Genomic DNA, 16,780 nt, shown 5'->3' with positions numbered 1-16,780 from the left:
CCGCCGGCAGCTCGTCACCGCACGTCTGCCGGCCCGGTCCTATCGGGTGAGCGGGGCGAACGCGGGCCGGCTGCTCTGTTCGTCGAGCAGGTCGCCGGCGATCTTGTCCAGGGCCGGGTCGAGCAGTGCCCGGTCGGCGGGATCGTCGAAGGTCCAGTCCTCGAGCTTTCCGTCGAGCCAGACGCGCCACACGCGCCGGAAGACCGCGGCTTGCTGCGCACCACTGTCGGTCAGGCGCAGCGAATCACCCTCGATGGCCACGAATCCGGCCTGTGATGCCTCCCGGTAGACCGGTTCCAGTACACCTACCGGAACCATATGGTCTTCGGCGATACCCGTCAGCGTCGCGCCACCGCGCACCCGGGTGCGTAGATGTACCGCCCCGATGGCCCAGACAAGGGTCTCCGGGACGGTCCCGCCCGTGAGCACACGCACCGAAGGCCCCGGCGGGCCGGTCTTTTTCCGCTGCTCCCGCCGGAGCACCTGCGCGATGGCGTGTTCGAGCTGGTCGACCCGGTCCGCGGAATCGGGCATCGAGAACCCTTCCCCCAGTTCCGTGGCGCGGGCCCGGGTGCTGTCGCGTAGCGGTATCTCCCGGAGAAACCACGCCACCACGAATCCGACCAGCGCCACCGGCACCACCCAACGGAAGACACTGTCGATCGCGGCCGTATACGCCTCGACGATCGGCGCCGACACCTCGTCGGGTAGCGCCCGCAACGCCGCCGGACTCTGCGCGACTTCCGGCGGTATCCCGGTTCCGGCCAGCGCCGCGGCCAGCGCCGGATCGAGCTTGCCGGTGTAGAGAGTGCCGAATACCGCCGTCCCGAAGGCACTTCCCACCGTCCGGAAGAAGGTCACCCCGGAGGTCGCCGTGCCCAGCTGGGCGTAGGGCACGGTGTTCTGCACGACGATGGTGAGCACCTGCATGGACAGCCCGATCCCGAGCCCGAAGATCAGCATGTACAGCGATTCCAGCCAGATTCCGGTATCCCGGCCCATCGTCGACATCAGGTACAGGCCGAGTGCCATCACCGCGGCGCCCGCGATCGGGAAGGGTTTGTAGCGACCCGTGGTCGAGACGATATTGCCGGAGATGATCGAGGTGACGAGCAGGCCGAGCACCATCGGCAGCGTGCGCAGTCCGGATTCGGTGGCCGAGACACCGTCCACGTACTGCAGATACGTGGGCAGGTAGGTCATCGCGCCGAGCATCGTGAACCCGACGATGAAACTGAGGATCGAGCACACCGTGAACACCCGGTTGCGGAACAGGCCCATGGGCAGCATCGGCTCGGGCACTCTGGTCTCCACCAGAACGAACGCCGCGAGCAGTACCACCGAGCCCGCGAACAGCCCGATGATCATGGGCGAACCCCAGGCGTATTCGGAACCACCCCATTCCAATCCGAGGATCAAGCCGGCCACACCGAGCGCGACCAGCGCGATCCCGAGGTAGTCGACGACCGGACGGCTCGCCGGGCGCACAGTCGGAATGGTTTTGGCGGCCAGCGCGATCATCACCACCGCGATCGGCACGTTCACGTAGAAGCACCAGCGCCAGCTGGCGTGATCGGTGAACAGACCACCCAGCGTCGGCCCGAGTACCGTGGTGACTCCGAAAACCGCCCCCATCGCCCCCTGATATTTTCCGCGCTGCCGCAACGGGATGACATCGGCGATCAAGGCCATCGCGGTCACCATCAGCCCACCCCCACCGACACCCTGGATCCCCCTGGCGATGATCAACGTCAGCATGTCCTGCGCGAACCCGGCCAGGACCGACCCGGCGATGAAGATCACCGCACTGAGCTGGAAGACGAGTTTGCGGCCGAAGAGATCACCGAATTTTCCGGCCAGCACCGTGGCCACCGCCTCGGTGAGCATATAGGCGGTGACCAGCCAGGCCATATGACCGGCGCTGCCGAGATCGGCGACGATTGTCGGCAGGGTGGTCGCCACGATCGTCTGGTCCAGCGCGGCCATCAGCATGCCGAGCACGATCGTCACGAAGACGATGTTGCGGCGGCGACTGTCCAGCGTCGGCGCGGTGTCGAGGGCCTCGCGGGTGCCGGTCATCCGCCGAGTATCGGCGATAACACGTGCGGACAGAGGGGGACACGCCTGGTGGCCCATCTTGCGGCCACCACCCGATAACGGTTACAGCGGAATGACGGATACGTAGCATGGGTCGTATTCGTTAATCGGGCTGGGGATCCGTCACGAGGGAGTGCGGGGGTCCCGGAGAACGACGGGCCGGCGGTGCTCCGCGACGAGATCAGATCGTATTACGCCGGTTTCGGACAGCCCACCGCGCTGGTGTCGGCGCTGCGGGAGGCCGCACTGCTGGTTCCGGTAACCGAGGACGACCGGTTGTTCCTCGTCCGTTCCGGCGGGCTCGGCTGGTTGTGCGCGTTCACGGATGTCGAGGAATACGCCCGGTACATGCTGGCCCGGGAAACCATGACCGCGGGCCGGGTCGTCGCGGACAAGCAATACCGGTATCACACCTTCTGGGGGTCGCGATTGCTCGAATACACCGAGCAGCAGGAAGAGCCGACAGGTATCGCCGTATCGCGGGGATCACCCCGGGCGAACCGACCAAACCGATAACCTGAGGCAAGCCGGTACTTTCCTTCGCGGACGGTAGGGTCGCGGGCGTGACGATGATCGAGATATCGCTTCCCGGTGGCAGTGCGGAGGGCTATGTGGCCGGTGAGTCCGGTCCGGGCGTTCTCCTCTTCCAGGATGCGATCGGGTTGCGTCCGCAGATCGAGCGGATGGCCGATCGGATCGCATCGTGGGGTTATGTGGTACTGGCGCCGCACGTTTTCTGGCGCGACGGGCGAGCCGCGGAACTCGCGCCCACCGTCGACCTGCGTGATCCGGCGAGTCGTGATGCGTTCTTCGCCTCCGGGGTGGGCGCGCGGATGGCCCGGCTCACGCCGGATGTGCTGCGGGCCGACGGCGAGGTGTGGCTGGACACTCTGCACGGGCTGCCCGGTGTGACCGGCACAGCGGTCGGTGCGACCGGATACTGTTTCGGCGGCCGGATCGCGCTGCGCCTGGCCGCGCACCGCCCGGACGAGGTCATGGCGATCGGGATGTTCCACACCGGCGGGATCGTCACCGACGACCCGGACAGCCCGCTCACCGTGGTCCCCCGGATCCGGGCCGCCGTGCTGGCCGGGCATGCCGACAACGACGGCTCCAATACTCCCGAGCAGATCGCCGCCTTCGATGCCGCATTGAAGGCCGCCGGCGTCGATTACCGCACCGCCGTCTACCCGGAGGCGTTGCACGGCTACACCATGGCCGATACCGCCGCCTATCAGGAGGCGGCCGCCGAGCGTCACTTCCAGGAGCTGCGGGAACTGTTCGACCGCACCCTGAAGTAGTCGCGGCGAAACCTGGTGCGTGGTGGCCCGGTTGTCCCAGAACGCGACACTGTGCGCGTCCCACTGGAACCGCACCGGGTATTTCGGGCTCGTCAGATGCGAGAACAGCTCACCCGCGACGGGTGACGACGGGCCGGCCGTATCGCGCCTAACGTCCCACCATGGCCCGACCTCACTCAGCTGCCGAGCCCGCGGTGACCGCCGGAGCCGGTTGCGCGGAGCGGACCGAGTACGGGGCCCGGCAGCGCGAGCGGACCTCGTTCGAGGCGCTGGCGACCGTCGATCCCGGCGGCGGCCGCGACCCGCTCGCCCTCCTCGAATCCCAAGCCACCACCCGCGTGCCCGAGCTCGTCCCCGTGCGCTACGGCAGGATGGCGAGCTCACCCTTTGCGTTCTTCCGCGGCGCCGCGCTGGTCATGGCCGACGATCTGGCGCGCACCCCGAGCACCGGCGTGCACACCCAACTGTGCGGGGACGCGCATCTGAGCAACTTCGGCCTGTTCGCGACACCCGAACGCCGGCTCGCCTTCGATGTCAACGATTTCGACGAGACCTACCCGGGTCCCTTCGAATGGGACGTCAAACGACTCGTCGCGAGCCTGGCTGTCGCCGGTCGCGACAACGGTTTCAAGACCAAACACCGGCAGCGCATCCTCCATGCCTGCGCGGCGGAGTACCGCGAAACCATGACCTACCAGGCCGGACTCGGTGAGCTCCCGGTCTGGTACTCCCATATCGAAGCCGAGACCGGGATGGCCGAACTGCGTGCGGTACTCGACGCCTCGGCGCGGAAACGGGTCGAGAAGACGATCGACAAGGCGTGGGGCCGCGACAGTGCGCATGCACTGTCGAAACTCACCACCACCGGCTCCGACGGGCAGCCGCGGATCGTGAGCATGCCGCCGCTGATCGTCCCGGTCGAGGAGTTGTTCAGCGGCGCCGACGCCGAACAGGTGCACCGGACGATGCGGAACCGCCTCGTCGACTACCGCACCACCCTGCAGGCCGACCGCCGGTTCCTGCTCGACCGGTTCGCCTATGTGCACGCGGCGCGCAAGGTCGTGGGGGTGGGCAGTGTGGGCACCCGCTGCTGGATCGTCCTGCTGCAGGGCCCCGCCGGGGACCCGCTGTTCCTGCAGGCCAAGGAAGCGCCGCCCTCGGTACTCGCCGGCTATGTCGGTGGTCCCACCTACCCCAACCAGGCGGAACGGGTGGTGACCGGTCAGCGGCTGATGCAGGCGACCAGCGATATCTTCCTGGGCTGGCATCAGGGACCCGACTCCGACGGCGTCCCGCGCGACTTCTACATCCGCCAGCTCCGCGACGGCAAGGGTTCTGCCGAGATCGACACCATGTCACCCGACCTGATGGCACTGTACGGCCGGTTGTGCGCGCGAGTCCTGGCCCAGGCACACGCACGCGGCGGCGACCGCTTCGCCATCGCGGGCTATCTGGGCTCCGGCGACGAGTTCGATACGGCGATGGCCACCTTCGCCGAGGACTACGCCGAACTCAGCGCCCTCGACCACACCGCACTACTCCAAGCGATATCGGACGACCGGATCGCCGCGGCCCCGGCCACCACCTAGCCCGGCCTTCGCGCCGGTCGCTCTCCGGGGCTACTCACAAAGATCGGCCCGTGGACCAATACCCGGTCGGCTCACCTCGGACCGTGATCAGCGAGTGAAACCCACGTCGACCGGACATCGGACGAGCTGGGCCTGCGCGACCGCGCCCCAAGCCACGATCGCCACCTACGAAACGCGCTCGGCGAGTCCGCAGGTCAATTCACCACGGCGAAGGCGAACCCGTCCCAGCCCTTCGACCCGACCGTCTGCACCACCGTGGCGTCCAGGCGCGGTTCTTTCTCCAGCAGTTCGACCAGGTCCCGGCTCGCCCGGACCGCGGGGTCGTCGGAGGTCTCGTCGGCCAACCGGCCCCCGCGCACCACATTGTCGACGACGATCACCGCACCGGACCGGGCCAACCGCAGCGCCCACTGCACGTAGTTGCTGTTGTTCACCTTGTCGGCGTCGATGAAGACCAGATCGAACGGATCGGGTTGCTCGTCCGCCAGCACCGGCAGGCTCTCGATCGCCGCACCGATCCGGATATCGACCACACTCCCGACCCCGGCCCGGTCCAGATTCTCCCGGGCCACCTGGGCATGCCGCGGTTCGAATTCGAGCGTCGTCACCCGCCCCTGCGCACCGACCGCACGGGCCAGCCACAGTGTGCTGAACCCGCCCAGCGTCCCGATCTCCAGCACCCGCCGCGCCCCCGTCGACCTGGCAAGCAGATACAGAAATTTCCCCTGAGCCGCGGAAACATCGATGGCCGGCAGTTCCGCCGCCGCATTCGCCGCCAGGGTCGCATGCGCCTCGGGATCCCGCACCAGATGATCCACCACGTACCGGTCCACGTCCGCCCAATCGGGTGTACTCATATCCGCAGTCTGCCACCCACGGCGCCCGGCCGCCGGACACGGAATCCGTGCCGCGGTGCGTCAGCGTGGGCCGGCGATACCGAACAGCAGGGCGTCGATGCCGGCCCGGAAGACGGCGTCGTTGTCCACACCGGATTCGCCGGGGGCGTCGGGCTCGGTGAAGAGTGCGGTGAGGTTCGGGTAGTTGCCCAGGGACAGCATCGCGGAGATGTGCTCGGCGCCGCCGCCCGTGGCGGGTACCGGCCGGCCCGCGGCTTCCTGGCCGGCGAAGACGGTGACCCAGCCGGAGAGCATGGCGATACCGGTCATCGTCTCGGCGGGCCGTAAGCCGGCGGGGGCCAGGATCGCGACCATGTGGTCCAGGTAGCGCAGGCCGTTCGGGCCGAGGCTGCCCGGGGTGACCTCGGTGAGCCAGCGATGGCGGCGGTGCATCGCGCGGGCCTGTTCGGCGACGGCCAGGACGTCGGCGCGCAGATCGCCGGTGGGGGGCCCGAATTCGTACTCCGCGGCGACCCGGTCGTACATCAGCGAGACCAGGTCGTCCTTGCCCGAGACGTAGCGGTAGAGGGAGGCGGCGCCGGTGCCGAGTTCCTCGGCGACCCGCCGCATCGAGAGTGACCGCATACCTTCCGCGTCGGCCAGCCGGACGCAGGCCGCCGCGATGTCGTCCAGGGTCAGGGCGGGTCGGGGGCCGGGTTTGGAATCGCCGGCCCGTAGCCACAGCGCGTTCGTCGGTTCAGCGGATGGCATCCGGTAAGCATGCCTCGAGCCAGTTGCGAACGCCGTTCGCATTCAGCTAGCGTTATATGCGAACGGTGTTCCCAATTGAGGAGTGGATATGACGGCGATCGAGGCCGGCGGACTGACGAAGAGGTACGGGGAACGGACCGTCGTCGACGACGTCGACCTGCACGTGGACCCGGGCCGGGTGCACGCCCTGCTCGGGCCGAACGGGTCCGGGAAGACCACGACGGTGCGGATGCTGGCCACCCTGCTGCGCCCCGATGCCGGGTCCGCCCGCGTCGCCGGTTACGACACCGTGCGGGAAACCACCGAGGTCAAGAAACGCATCGGCCTGGTCGGGCAGTTCCATGCGGTCGACCCCCGGCTCACCGGCCTGGAGAACCTCACCATGTTCGGCCGGATGAACGGACTCCCGGCCCGCCGGGCCCGCGCCCACGCCGGCGAACTGCTCGAACGATTCGACCTCGCCGACGCTGCCGATCACCTCGCCCGGGACTACTCCGGCGGGATGCGGCGGCGGCTGGATATCGTCGCGGCCATGGTGGTCCGCCCCAGCGTCCTGTTCCTGGACGAGCCGACCACCGCGCTCGACCCGCGCAGCCGCAACCAGATCTACGGGTACGTCCAGGAGTTCGTGACCGAGGGCACCACCGTGCTGCTCACGACCCAGTACCTGGACGAAGCCGACCGCCTCGCCGATACCGTCACCATCCTCGACGGCGGCCGGGTGATCGCGACGGGCACCCCGCACGAGCTCACGGCAAGTATCGGCGGCGGCCTGGACCTGGTGGCCGATCCACGCCACCGCGGCGAGATCGACACCGTGCTGGCCGATTTCGGCGGGATCGCCGCACCGGCCGGCGATTCGGCGAGCGATCCCGAACTCGGTGCGCCCCTGTCATATTCGTTCCCCGACGCGGAGATACCGCTACTACCCATCCTGCGCGCGCTCGACGCGGTGGGTATCGAGGTGCACGATATCGGCCGCCGCCGCGCCACCCTCGACGATGCCTTCCTCACCCTCACCGGACCCACCGCAAGGACGCCCCGATGAACACGCTCGCTCCGCGCTCCCCTTCCGTATCCGCCGCCACCTCGACCGCATTCGTGCGAATCCTGTCGGCCTACCGCCACTCCCCCGGCCTGCTCGCGATCACCCTGGCCGCACCGGCGGGCATGATGCTGCTGTTCGGCTTCGTTTTCGGCGGCGCGCTCGCCGGAACCGCCGACGCCGCGGCCTACCGGTCCTATCTCACCCCGGGTGTTCTCGTCCTCGTCGCGGCCATGGGGCTCACCGCCACCGCGTCGACCGCCAACGCGGATCTGCACAGCGGCCTCACCGACCGTTTCCGGGCGTTACCGCTCCCGGCCCTGTCGGTTCCCGCCGGACTCGCGCTCGCCGAAACCCTCACCGGTGGTCTCGCCCTGCTCATCATGGCCGGAATCGGCCTGGTGGCGGGCTGGCGGATCGATGCGACACCCGCGGAAATACTCGCCGCGGTGATCCTGCTGCTGCTGTTCCGGTTCGCGCTGAGCTGGGCCGGGATCTGTCTCGGCGCGGTGATCCGGGACGAACAGATGCTCCAGCAGACCGCACCTTTGATCTTCGGGACGATCATGTTCTCCAATGTCTTCGTCCCGACCGAGACCATGCCCGGCCCCCTGCGCGCCTTCGCGGAGTGGAATCCGATCAGTGCCGTCGTCGCCGCGTTGCGGGAACTGTTCGGCGCACCGGGCACGGTCGCCGGCGATGCGGCGTGGCCGCTGCGGGAACCGGTGACGGCGTCCGCGGTCTGGCTGGTGGTCGCGCTGGTCGTGACGGTCCCGGTTGTGTTGCGACAGTACGGGTCCGCCCGGTCGCGCCGAACCTGACCGCCGCCTGCCGACGGGAGCGGTAACGAGGCCGGTAACGGCGGGACCCCCACCGTCACCACTGTCACCGGGCGCCTTCGGTCACCGGTACCGATCAAGTCAGCGGGTTTCCGATCGGCTTGCCGAAGAACGATGCCACGGTTTCACCGAATACCGAAGCCAGGAAAGGTAACTCGCCCGGCGTGGTCGGCATGGTGGGCACATCGGTGGTGGTGCAGCCCGGTGCGGCGGGTACGCCGGTGAGGCGGTCGCGTAGCCACAGCAGGGCGGCCGGCCCGCCTGTCACCTCGGCGGCGATGTGCTCACTGGCGTGGTCGCGGGTGTACTGGACGCGGGCCGGGGCTTCGACCACCGGCGGAACCAGGGACGCCGACATCACCGGTGAGGCCGGAGACACCGGCGTAACCGGCCGGACCAGGGCACACCGGAACAGTCTCTGCGCTCGTCGTGGCGGCAGACCGAGCGGTGGACCGGGGTTCGGCCGGATGCTACGACACCCGCTCGCCTTCGCCCAGCACCGCCGAGAGCGCGGTGATCCGCGCCCGCAGGAACGCGCGCGCGACACCCGCGCGGCCTTCGACCAGATCGAAACCGTGGTAGGCCCCGTCGACCTCGTACAGCTCGCAGGGCACACCCGCGGCGCGCAACCGGCCGGCGTAGGCCACGTCCTCGGCGTGGAAGAGGTCGTTGGTACCGACCCCGATCCAAGCCGGCGGCAGACCCGCGAGATCGTCGCGACGCCCAGGAGCCGGCGACGGAACTTCGCCGGCCGCCACGCCGCCCAGATAGGAGGACCATCCGAACTCGTTGTTCCGCGGGCTCCACATGCGCATCCGGCGCGGATCTAGATCGGCGCGCGCGGAGGTCCGGTCGTCCAGCATCGGATAGGACAGCAGCTGGAACACCGGCCGCACCTCACCGCGGTCCCGGGCCAGCAGCGTCAGCGCCGCGGCCAGGCCACCGCCCGCGCTCTCGCCCGCGATCGCGATCCGGTCCGGGTCGACGTCCGGTTGCCCGGCCAGCCAGCACAGGCCCGCGTAGCAGTCCTCCAGGGGTGCCGGGTACGGGTGATCGGGCGCCAGCCGGTATTCCACCGATGCCGCCACCACCCCGAGACGGTCGGCGACCAGCCGGCAGAACCGGTCCCCCATCGCGGCGTTGCCGATCACGTAACCGCCGCCGTGGATGAACAGCAGCGCCGGCACGGGCTGCCCGCTCGCCGCGGGACGGAACACCCGGACCGTCACCGTCTCGTCGACCCGCTCGATCCGCCCGCCCACCGGCTGGGCTTTCCCGGAGCGGATCTGCAGGCGGCGGATGACGGGAAGGGTGCGCGGGCTCACGATGGACCGTGGCAGCAGCCGGGCAAGGCGCAGTTCAGGGTGGAAAGTATTCGAAGGCACCGACAAGCCGTCCTCTCGCTGTCGAACCGGGCCCGGATCTGCCCGGCTTCCGCAGCGTACGCGAGCCGGGCCCGCTGTATCGCGCGGTTCGCGCCGGCTGTCCCGGAAATTCGGTTGTCGATCGCCCGCCGGATACGCAAGCTGGTCCGATGACGCTCGGCCTCCCGCCCGATGTGGTGGACACCATCCGGACGATCTTCGCGGAACAGGGCGAACGCTGGCTCGCGGAGCTGCCCGCGCTGGTGGACCGGCGGCGCCGGGCGTGGGAGCTGGAGTTGATCGGCCGCCCGTTCGCCGGCGGTACCCATTCCTTCGTGGCGCCGGTGCGGCGCGGTGACGGCTCGGTCGCGGTGCTGAAGATCGCCGTGCCCGATGAGGAGAACGCCGGCGAAGCCACCGGGATGTACTGCTACCGGGGTGACGGTGCCGCGCACCTGTACGATTTCGATCCCGGCAGCGGCGCCCTGCTGCTCGAATGGGCGCGTCCCGGGATCCCGCTGATCGCGCAGCCGCGAATCCCGTTGGAGGGCAAGGCGGAGAACGCGAGGAAGATCCAGATCGCCTGCGCGCTGTATCGCCGGCTCCGCCGCCCACCCACCGAGATACCGGCGGGATTTCCCGCGCTGCCGCTGGTGACCGATATCGTGTCCGAGTGGGAACAGCAGCTGTCCGCCCCCGCACTGACCGGCTACCTCCCCCTGGCGGTCACCGCACGAGCCCGCGAGCTCCGCGCCTGGCTGACCGTCCCCGACGGGCCGCTGGTGATCGTCAACCGCGATACCCATCTCGGCAATATCGTGGCCGCCGAACGCGAGCCGTGGCTACTCATCGATCCCAAAGCCTTCCTGGGTGAGGCAGCCTTCGACGCCGGCTTCCTCATCCTGAAACAGGTCGAAACACAACCCGATCCGATCAGGGCGAGCCGGATGGTCGCGGCCACCGCCGACGGTCTCGAGGTGGACCGGGAACGCGCCCGCGCCTGGGCGTATCTGCGGGGCGTGGAGGAGATCGCCTGGTCGATCGAGGACGACCGGCCCGCCGACGCCGCCCGATACCGCGAGGTGGTCGCGGCCCTGTCGTGAACACAGGCCCGCGAGCGCGCTCGGCGGGCCGGTGACCGGCCGGCCCAGTATGGTGATTGCGCGGATCGTATCGGCGGGCAGCGGCCGATCCGGATCGACGGGAGGGTCGCTTTGCGCTGGCACAGCGTGGCCGGGTGTGGTCCCGAATCGTTCTCGGGCCTGGCCGACGGATTCGTGCCGATGGCACACGAATTCGGTGACGAACCGGATTGGCAGGCCGACCTCACCACACAGGAGTCCCGCACCTACACCTTGCTGCGCTGGGACCAACACGGCCGGCGCCGGTGCAACCGAAGCGGCAGGCATATCCGTGCCGACCCCGGCGACAACTTCTATTGGGTCGTGATTCCCGAGCGCCACTCGTTCGGCGTGCGTTTCCGCGACACCATCACCCGCGCCGAAACCGGGCAGGCGGCCGTGGTCGGCCTCGAGATCCCGTGCCGGATCGATATCCCCGATACCGCGGCCTACGCACTCGAGGTGCCGCGCACCGAATTCGACCACCGGGTGCGCCCGCGCGCGCATATGAACGTCGTCCTCGATATGACCCGCGGGCTGGGCCGCGTCGCCGACGCCATGATCCGCGGCGCGCACGCCGAGCAGTCCCGGCTGTCCGAACGCGAATTCAACGCAGTGTGCGATCGGATCACCGAACTGCTGTGCATGATGGTGGCCGGGGAAACCGAACCGCAGCGCGCGCATCGTGCCGAGGTGGCCGAGAGCATTCGCCGCTATCTGCGGGCGCATATCGGCCGCGGCGATGTGCGCCTACCGGCAGTCGCGAATGCGCTCGGCTGGTCGGAACGTCAACTGCGCGTGTTGCTCCAGGAATCGGGCACGACCTTCCGCGATGTCCGGCGCGAGGAAGCGCTGCGGGTCGCCCGGGACATGCTGGAGGACCCGAGCACCACCCTGACCATCGCCGAACTCGCGACCCGCTGTGGGTTCACGCCCGCCTGGTTCTCCGCCGCATTCAAGGAACGTTTCGGTCAGACGCCGCGGGAGTTCCGGCAGCGCCGCCGCGGCGAGATCGCCGCCCAGCGGGCATGACCCACCTCGTCGCTCGGTTACTCCGCGGACCCGAGCCGCACCGGCAGCGTGACCGGGCCGACCGTGGGGATCTGCACGGTGTACTCGATGTCCTTCGGGTCCACCGCGAGAGTCAGGCCGGGATACCGGGTGAACAGCGTGGACAGGGCGATCCGGCTCTCCAGCCGGGCCAGCGGGGCGCCCAGGCAGAAATGCGGGCCGCGGCCGAACGCGAGCTGATCCTTGTGGTCGTGATCGATATCGAAAGTACCGGCATCGGGGTACTTCAGCGGGTCGCGGCCCACGCCGCCGTGCCAGATGATCATGCTGCCGGCCGGGATGTCCACACCGGCGACCGTCACATCGGTTTGCGGATAGCGCATGAGCGCGCCGACCACCGAGGACCGGTAGCGCAGCGCCTCCTCCACCACATCGGCCCAGCGGTTCTCGGCCTGCGCGCGAGCGAGCTGTTCGGGGAACTCCCGCAACGCGACCACCGCGCTGCCCAGCAGATGCACCGTGGTCTCGTGCCCGGCAACGATCACCAGCCACAGCATGCTGATGAGTTCCTCTTCGGTGAGCTCGTTGTCCGTGTTGGCCGCCAGCAGCGCCGAGGTGAGGTCGTCGCCGGGCTCAGCGCGTTTACGCTGCAGCAGTTCGGCGAAGTACCCGCTCATGGCCATCATGGCCGCTTGCGTTTCCGCACCGGTGGCGGTGGCCGAGACGATCGTCAGGGTCCAGTTCTTCAGCTGGGACTGCTCGTCGATCGGCACTCCGAACAGTTCGCAGATCACCCGGACCGGCAGCGGCGTGGTGTAGTTCGCGATCAGGTCGATCTCGTCGCCGGCCGGGAAACTGTCGATGAGTTCGTCGGCGATCTGCTGGATCCGCGGTTCCATCGCCGCCACCCGGGCCGGGGTGAACGCCTTGTTGATGGTCTGGCGCAGCCGGCGATGCGCGGCACCGTCCTGGTTGAGCATATGTTCGGCATCGGTGAGCGGCCGCATCGGCCAGTCCGCGGCAATGGTGCCGTCGTGTAGTGCGGGACACCGCGAATGGTGTTTCGGGAACACCTTGTCGTCGAGCACTTCGCTGACCGCGCGATGACTGACCGCGATCCACGCGGGCACCCCGCCGGGCAGTTCGACCGGAACGATCTCACCGGCCTGCAGAATGCGCTCGTGGGTCCGGAGCATGGACTCACCGGGAGTCGGCAGCAGAATTCGCGACTCGGACATATTGCCTCCCTGGTCTTTTCGATCTACCGCGCCAGTGTCCGATGCACCCCGGCACCGCACAAACGGTGCCGGGGATTCTGCCGACTACCGATACTTCCGCGCACCGAACCGTAAGTTCCGGGCCGCCGCCGGCCGGGCCGTCACGAAAAATGCGCCTCGATGAACGAGTACTGCTCCGGCGTGGGAACGATCCGGTCCAGGGTGAGCCCGGCGGAGGCCAGGAGTTCGGTGAACTCGGCGGCGCTGCGTTCTTTTCCGGTGTTGACGCCGAGCATGGTCAAGTCGATCAATTTGGTGGCGTGCGGTTCGTCGCCCGGTGGCACGATGCCCTCGATCAGCACGACCCGCGCGCCCGGAGCCGCGGCACTCTTGATGGAGTTCAGGATGCGGACGCAGGCGGCGTCGTCCCAGTCGTGCAGGATCGCAGCCATCACATACACGTCGGCCTGCGGCACGGATTCGAAGAAGTCTCCGGCAACCGTGTCGATGCGATCGGCCATCCCGAGCTCCGCGATCTTCTTCTGCGCGTACTGGACCACCTCGGGCAGGTCGAACAGGATTCCGCGGCGAGTGGGATCGGCCTGGAGCAGCCGGGCCAGGATAGTACCGTCGGCTCCGCCGATATCGGCGACGACATCGCCTGCGGGAAGACGGTATTCCTCGAACATCCGGTCGCGCAGTCCACTGGTGAGACCGGCCATCGCCCGGCTCTGCAGCTCGGGCATGCCCGGGGTTGCGACGACCCAGTCGAAGAACGGCTGACCCAGATACTGGTGCGCCGCCGTCTCCCCGGTCCGGGCGGTGTGCAGCAGCTCGCTGAACGGCAGGTAGTGCGTCTCCATCCAGTACATGGCGATATCCCGGAGTGAATCCGGGCGCCGGGTGGACAAGGTGGCGCCGAGCGGCGTGGTCTCCACCTTGTCCCCGTCCAGCCCGCGGAAGACACCGAGCGGGGCCAGGCTCCGCACGAGCCGGCGCAACACCTCGGGTCGCGCGCCGCAGGTCGCCGCGAGATCGTCTATGGTCCGGGGCCCGTCGTCGAGTTGGGTGGCGATATCGAGTTGGGCGACCACATACAGCGCCTGCGAGATCTGGAAGCCGGCGAGCAGTTGTATCATGCCCGGGGCCGAGGAGGTTTCCGGTGCTACGCCGTTGCCGGCGGATTCGTTCACTGGTGTGTTCTCCATGTTCGTTCCTTTCACCGGAGCTACGCGGTGCCCGGTTTATGCGATGCCCTTCCGGCCTTCGAGGCAGGTCCGGTACAGACGCTCTGTCCGTGACGCGGGCAGTGCCGCCACGAGCCCGAGGCTAACCAAACCCTCTCGCGCTCAATCGGTTCGACGGCTTCGGTACGGCGACACGGAACGTCGGTGTGGCCCCGTCGATATCATGGATGAGCAGGCGAATTCGTTCCGGCTCCGCATTTCGGGGCGCCCTTCGCCGGTGACGCCGCCGTCATTCTTTCGTCACCGGTGCGCCTGCTTCAGGACCCGGAGATCCCGGCCGGCCGCCGCGTCCCGGGTGTTGTCGATGGTGAAGCTGACCCGGTCCGGCCGGTAGCGGTCGTCGCCGTATTCGAGCACGACGCCCGCCGCGGAGGAGGTGTACCGGCGTTCCCGCAGCAGCGGTGCCCCCGGGGTGATTCCCAGCAGTGCCGCGTCGCCCTGATCGGCGCCGACCGCGTCGATGGTGTGCCGGGCCGAGTGCAGGTCCACGCCACGGTCCGCGAGGGAGGCGTAGATCGAGGCGGTGTCCGGGTCGAAATCGAAGAGCAGCCGGCCCACCGCCTCGACGAACGCGGCACGTTCCAGCAGAACGGGTTCGCCGTCGAGCAGCCGCACCCGCAGAATCTCGACCACCGGAGTGCCCTCGTCGATCCGCAGCGCCGCCGCCGCGGTGGCGGATGCGCCGCGCCGGGCGATCTCCACGGTGCGCTGCCCGGGGGTCCGGCCGATCCGCTCCGCCCAGGCGGTGAACGAGAGCAGGGTTTCGAACGGCTGCCCGAGCGCGGTATCGCGCACCACGGGCGGTCTGCCCTGCCCGCCGACGATGAGCCCTTCGTGGCGCAGGGTCGCCAGCGCACTGCGAATCGTGCCCCGGGAGGCACCGAATTCGTCGCACAACCGCGCCTCCGAGGGCAGGGACGCACCGGGCGGGAGTTCGCCGCGGTGGATCCGCTCCCGGAGTTCGGCGGAAACCCTGGCGTGCAGCGGTACGGCCACATCGTCCTCCCGGTTCGCTAAATCTGCCCCTTACTTGACCAGACAAGTGTAGAGATACGACCACCTGTCGGATCCAACTATCCTGCTGGCCTCATGAAATAGCGGATGAACTTATCTATACAAGTTGGCCGCGACTCTTGAGCCATTGCGATCGGACTTGCGACCATTCCAGCCATGACAGCTGCCCCGCCACCCGATTCCCCCACCCTGCCGGCCCAGCCGGTCGACCTCGCCGTCGTCGGCGCCGGCATCGTCGGCCTCGCCCATGCCGTCGACGCGGTCGAGCGCGGGATGCGGGTCGCGGTCGTCGAACGCGACGCCCGCGCGGTCGGCGCGTCGATCCGCAACTTCGGTCATCTCTGCGCCACCCCGCAGACCGGCACCGCCCTCGACTACGCCATGGCGGCTCGCGAGAAATGGCTACAGCTCTCCGACAAGGCCGGCTTCGATATCGTCCGCGCCGGCACACTCGTGGTCGCCCGCAGCGCCGCCGAGATGGGTGTCCTCGAGGAATTCGCCGCCGCTCGCGGCACCGACCATGTGCGTCTGCTCGACCGCGCCGGCGTGGAGCGCTCCTTCCCCGCCGCCCGCACCGGAAGCGAGAGCGAGGGCGGCGCCCATCTCCCGCTGGACCTGCGGGTCGACCCCCGCGCCGCAATCCCCGCAGTGGCGGCCTGGCTCGCCGAAAACGGCGTCGAATTCCACTGGCACACCCACGCCGGCGCACTCTCCCCCGGCCTCGTGCACACCGCCCGTGGCGACCTCCCTGCAACAACCATCGTGCACGCCACCGGACACGACGTCGACCGCCTGTTCCCCACTCTCGCCGAGGAATACGACGTCCGCCGCTGCCGCCTGCACATGCTGGAAATCGACCCACCCGGCGACGTCCGGATCGACCCCGCCGTCCTCACCGGTTACTCGATGCTCCGCTACGGCGGCCTCGCCGCCACCTCCGCCGCCACCGAGGTCCGCCGCGAAATCACCGACCGCGCCCCCGAAACGCTGGACGTGGTCATGAACCTCATGTTCACCCAGCGCCCCGACGGCGCCATCGTCCTCGGCGACACCCACCACTACAGCCGCACCCACCTCCCCTTCGACGAGGAGTCGGTCACCGCACTGCTGCTCCGCGAAGGCGCCCGCCTCTTCGGCACGGACCGGCTCACCGTCCGGCGCCGGTGGCGGGGGATCTACGCCGACTCCCCGAAAACCGACTTCCTCGTCGCCACACCCATGCCCGGCGTCCGAGTCGTCTCGGTGACCTCCGGTATCGGCATGACCACCGCCCTGGGCCTGGCACCCACAGTCCTCGACGATCTGCTCTGAACCGGCTCACCAGTCGT

16 protein-coding genes and 1 pseudogene are annotated in these 16,780 nt (G+C 68.8%); 8 read left to right on the top strand and 9 right to left on the bottom strand.

From position 1 onward, the window contains the following. Positions 1-39 precede the first annotated feature (39 nt). Positions 40-2,079, bottom strand: a complete 2,040-nt coding sequence (locus ACIA75_RS19330; protein WP_397105748.1) for an MDR family MFS transporter — start codon at positions 2,077-2,079, stop codon at positions 40-42. 183 nt (positions 2,080-2,262) lie between these two features. On the opposite strand from ACIA75_RS19330, the gene ACIA75_RS19325 reads away from it, so the two are divergent. Then, entirely contained in the window at positions 2,263-2,613 is a 351-nt protein-coding gene (locus ACIA75_RS19325; RefSeq protein ID WP_397105746.1) for a hypothetical protein, read from the top strand. Between the two features lie 53 nt (positions 2,614-2,666). Next, on the top strand, positions 2,667-3,398 hold the full coding sequence (locus ACIA75_RS19320; protein WP_397106689.1) for a dienelactone hydrolase family protein: 732 nt from the start codon (positions 2,667-2,669) through the stop codon (positions 3,396-3,398). A 72-nt stretch (positions 3,399-3,470) separates the two neighbouring features. Here the strand turns inward: ACIA75_RS19320 and ACIA75_RS19315 are convergent. Then, positions 3,471-3,578, bottom strand: a pseudogene (locus tag ACIA75_RS19315) (hypothetical protein); the annotation flags it as partial. Here ACIA75_RS19315 and ACIA75_RS19310 point away from each other — a divergent pair. After that, positions 3,560-4,987, top strand: a complete 1,428-nt coding sequence (locus ACIA75_RS19310) for a DUF2252 domain-containing protein (RefSeq protein ID WP_397105744.1) — start codon at positions 3,560-3,562, stop codon at positions 4,985-4,987. The pseudogene ACIA75_RS19315 and the gene ACIA75_RS19310 overlap by 19 nt on opposite strands. A 194-nt stretch (positions 4,988-5,181) precedes the next feature. Here ACIA75_RS19310 and ACIA75_RS19305 read toward each other — a convergent pair whose 3' ends face one another. Beyond that, positions 5,182-5,844, bottom strand: a complete 663-nt coding sequence (locus tag ACIA75_RS19305; RefSeq protein WP_397105742.1) for an O-methyltransferase — start codon at positions 5,842-5,844, stop codon at positions 5,182-5,184. 60 nt (positions 5,845-5,904) lie between these two features. Next, positions 5,905-6,594, bottom strand: a complete 690-nt coding sequence (locus ACIA75_RS19300) for a TetR/AcrR family transcriptional regulator (RefSeq protein ID WP_397105740.1) — start codon at positions 6,592-6,594, stop codon at positions 5,905-5,907. Between the two features lie 88 nt (positions 6,595-6,682). Here ACIA75_RS19300 and ACIA75_RS19295 point away from each other — a divergent pair, with 88 nt between their 5' ends. Together ACIA75_RS19295 and ACIA75_RS19290 are read left to right on the top strand one after the other, a co-directional pair. Beyond that, positions 6,683-7,642, top strand: a complete 960-nt coding sequence (locus ACIA75_RS19295) for an ATP-binding cassette domain-containing protein (protein WP_397105738.1) — start codon at positions 6,683-6,685, stop codon at positions 7,640-7,642. Further along, positions 7,639-8,460 (top strand): ABC transporter permease, encoded by an 822-nt coding sequence (locus ACIA75_RS19290; RefSeq protein WP_397105736.1) that lies wholly within the window; start codon positions 7,639-7,641, stop codon positions 8,458-8,460. The genes ACIA75_RS19295 and ACIA75_RS19290 overlap by 4 nt, the downstream gene beginning before the upstream one ends. 94 nt (positions 8,461-8,554) lie before the next feature. Here ACIA75_RS19290 and ACIA75_RS19285 read toward each other — a convergent pair whose 3' ends face one another. Then, a complete protein-coding gene (locus ACIA75_RS19285; protein WP_397105734.1) occupies positions 8,555-8,836 on the bottom strand; it encodes a lipase family protein in 282 nt (93 codons plus the stop codon). A gap of 112 nt (positions 8,837-8,948) precedes the next feature. Further along, the gene (locus tag ACIA75_RS19280; RefSeq protein ID WP_397105732.1) at positions 8,949-9,863 is read right to left on the bottom strand and encodes an alpha/beta hydrolase; all 915 of its coding nucleotides are present in this window, start codon (positions 9,861-9,863) and stop codon (positions 8,949-8,951) included. Positions 9,864-10,012: 149 nt separating this feature from the next. Here ACIA75_RS19280 and ACIA75_RS19275 point away from each other — a divergent pair, with 149 nt between their 5' ends. Together ACIA75_RS19275 and ACIA75_RS19270 are read left to right on the top strand one after the other, a co-directional pair. After that, positions 10,013-10,945 (top strand): aminoglycoside phosphotransferase family protein, encoded by a 933-nt coding sequence (locus ACIA75_RS19275; RefSeq protein WP_397105730.1) that lies wholly within the window; start codon positions 10,013-10,015, stop codon positions 10,943-10,945. A gap of 180 nt (positions 10,946-11,125) precedes the next feature. Beyond that, complete coding sequence (locus ACIA75_RS19270) at positions 11,126-11,995, top strand: AraC family transcriptional regulator (protein WP_397105728.1); 870 nt, start codon at positions 11,126-11,128, stop codon at positions 11,993-11,995. Positions 11,996-12,012: 17 nt separating this feature from the next. Here the strand turns inward: ACIA75_RS19270 and ACIA75_RS19265 are convergent, their stop codons facing one another. From ACIA75_RS19265 to ACIA75_RS19255, 3 genes are all read right to left on the bottom strand, one after another. Then, positions 12,013-13,212: a cytochrome P450 gene (locus ACIA75_RS19265; RefSeq protein ID WP_397105726.1), complete on the bottom strand. Its 1,200-nt coding sequence runs from the start codon at positions 13,210-13,212 to the stop codon at positions 12,013-12,015. A 140-nt stretch (positions 13,213-13,352) separates the two neighbouring features. Further along, on the bottom strand, positions 13,353-14,399 hold the full coding sequence (locus ACIA75_RS19260; protein WP_397105724.1) for a methyltransferase: 1,047 nt from the start codon (positions 14,397-14,399) through the stop codon (positions 13,353-13,355). A gap of 279 nt (positions 14,400-14,678) precedes the next feature. Next, positions 14,679-15,434 carry a GntR family transcriptional regulator gene (locus ACIA75_RS19255; protein WP_397105722.1) on the bottom strand — a complete coding sequence of 252 codons (756 nt, stop codon included), beginning with the start codon at positions 15,432-15,434 and terminating at the stop codon, positions 14,679-14,681. A gap of 174 nt (positions 15,435-15,608) precedes the next feature. Here ACIA75_RS19255 and ACIA75_RS19250 point away from each other — a divergent pair, with 174 nt between their 5' ends. Beyond that, positions 15,609-16,763: a TIGR03364 family FAD-dependent oxidoreductase gene (locus tag ACIA75_RS19250; RefSeq protein WP_397105720.1), complete on the top strand. Its 1,155-nt coding sequence runs from the start codon at positions 15,609-15,611 to the stop codon at positions 16,761-16,763. Positions 16,764-16,780: the final 17 nt, after the last annotated feature.

The sequence above is a fragment of the Nocardia sp. NPDC051750 genome (assembly GCF_044453135.1).
In the GTDB taxonomy this organism is placed as follows: Bacteria; Actinomycetota; Actinomycetes; order Mycobacteriales; family Mycobacteriaceae; genus Nocardia.
This window is presented reverse-complemented; position numbering and strand designations above follow the sequence as displayed.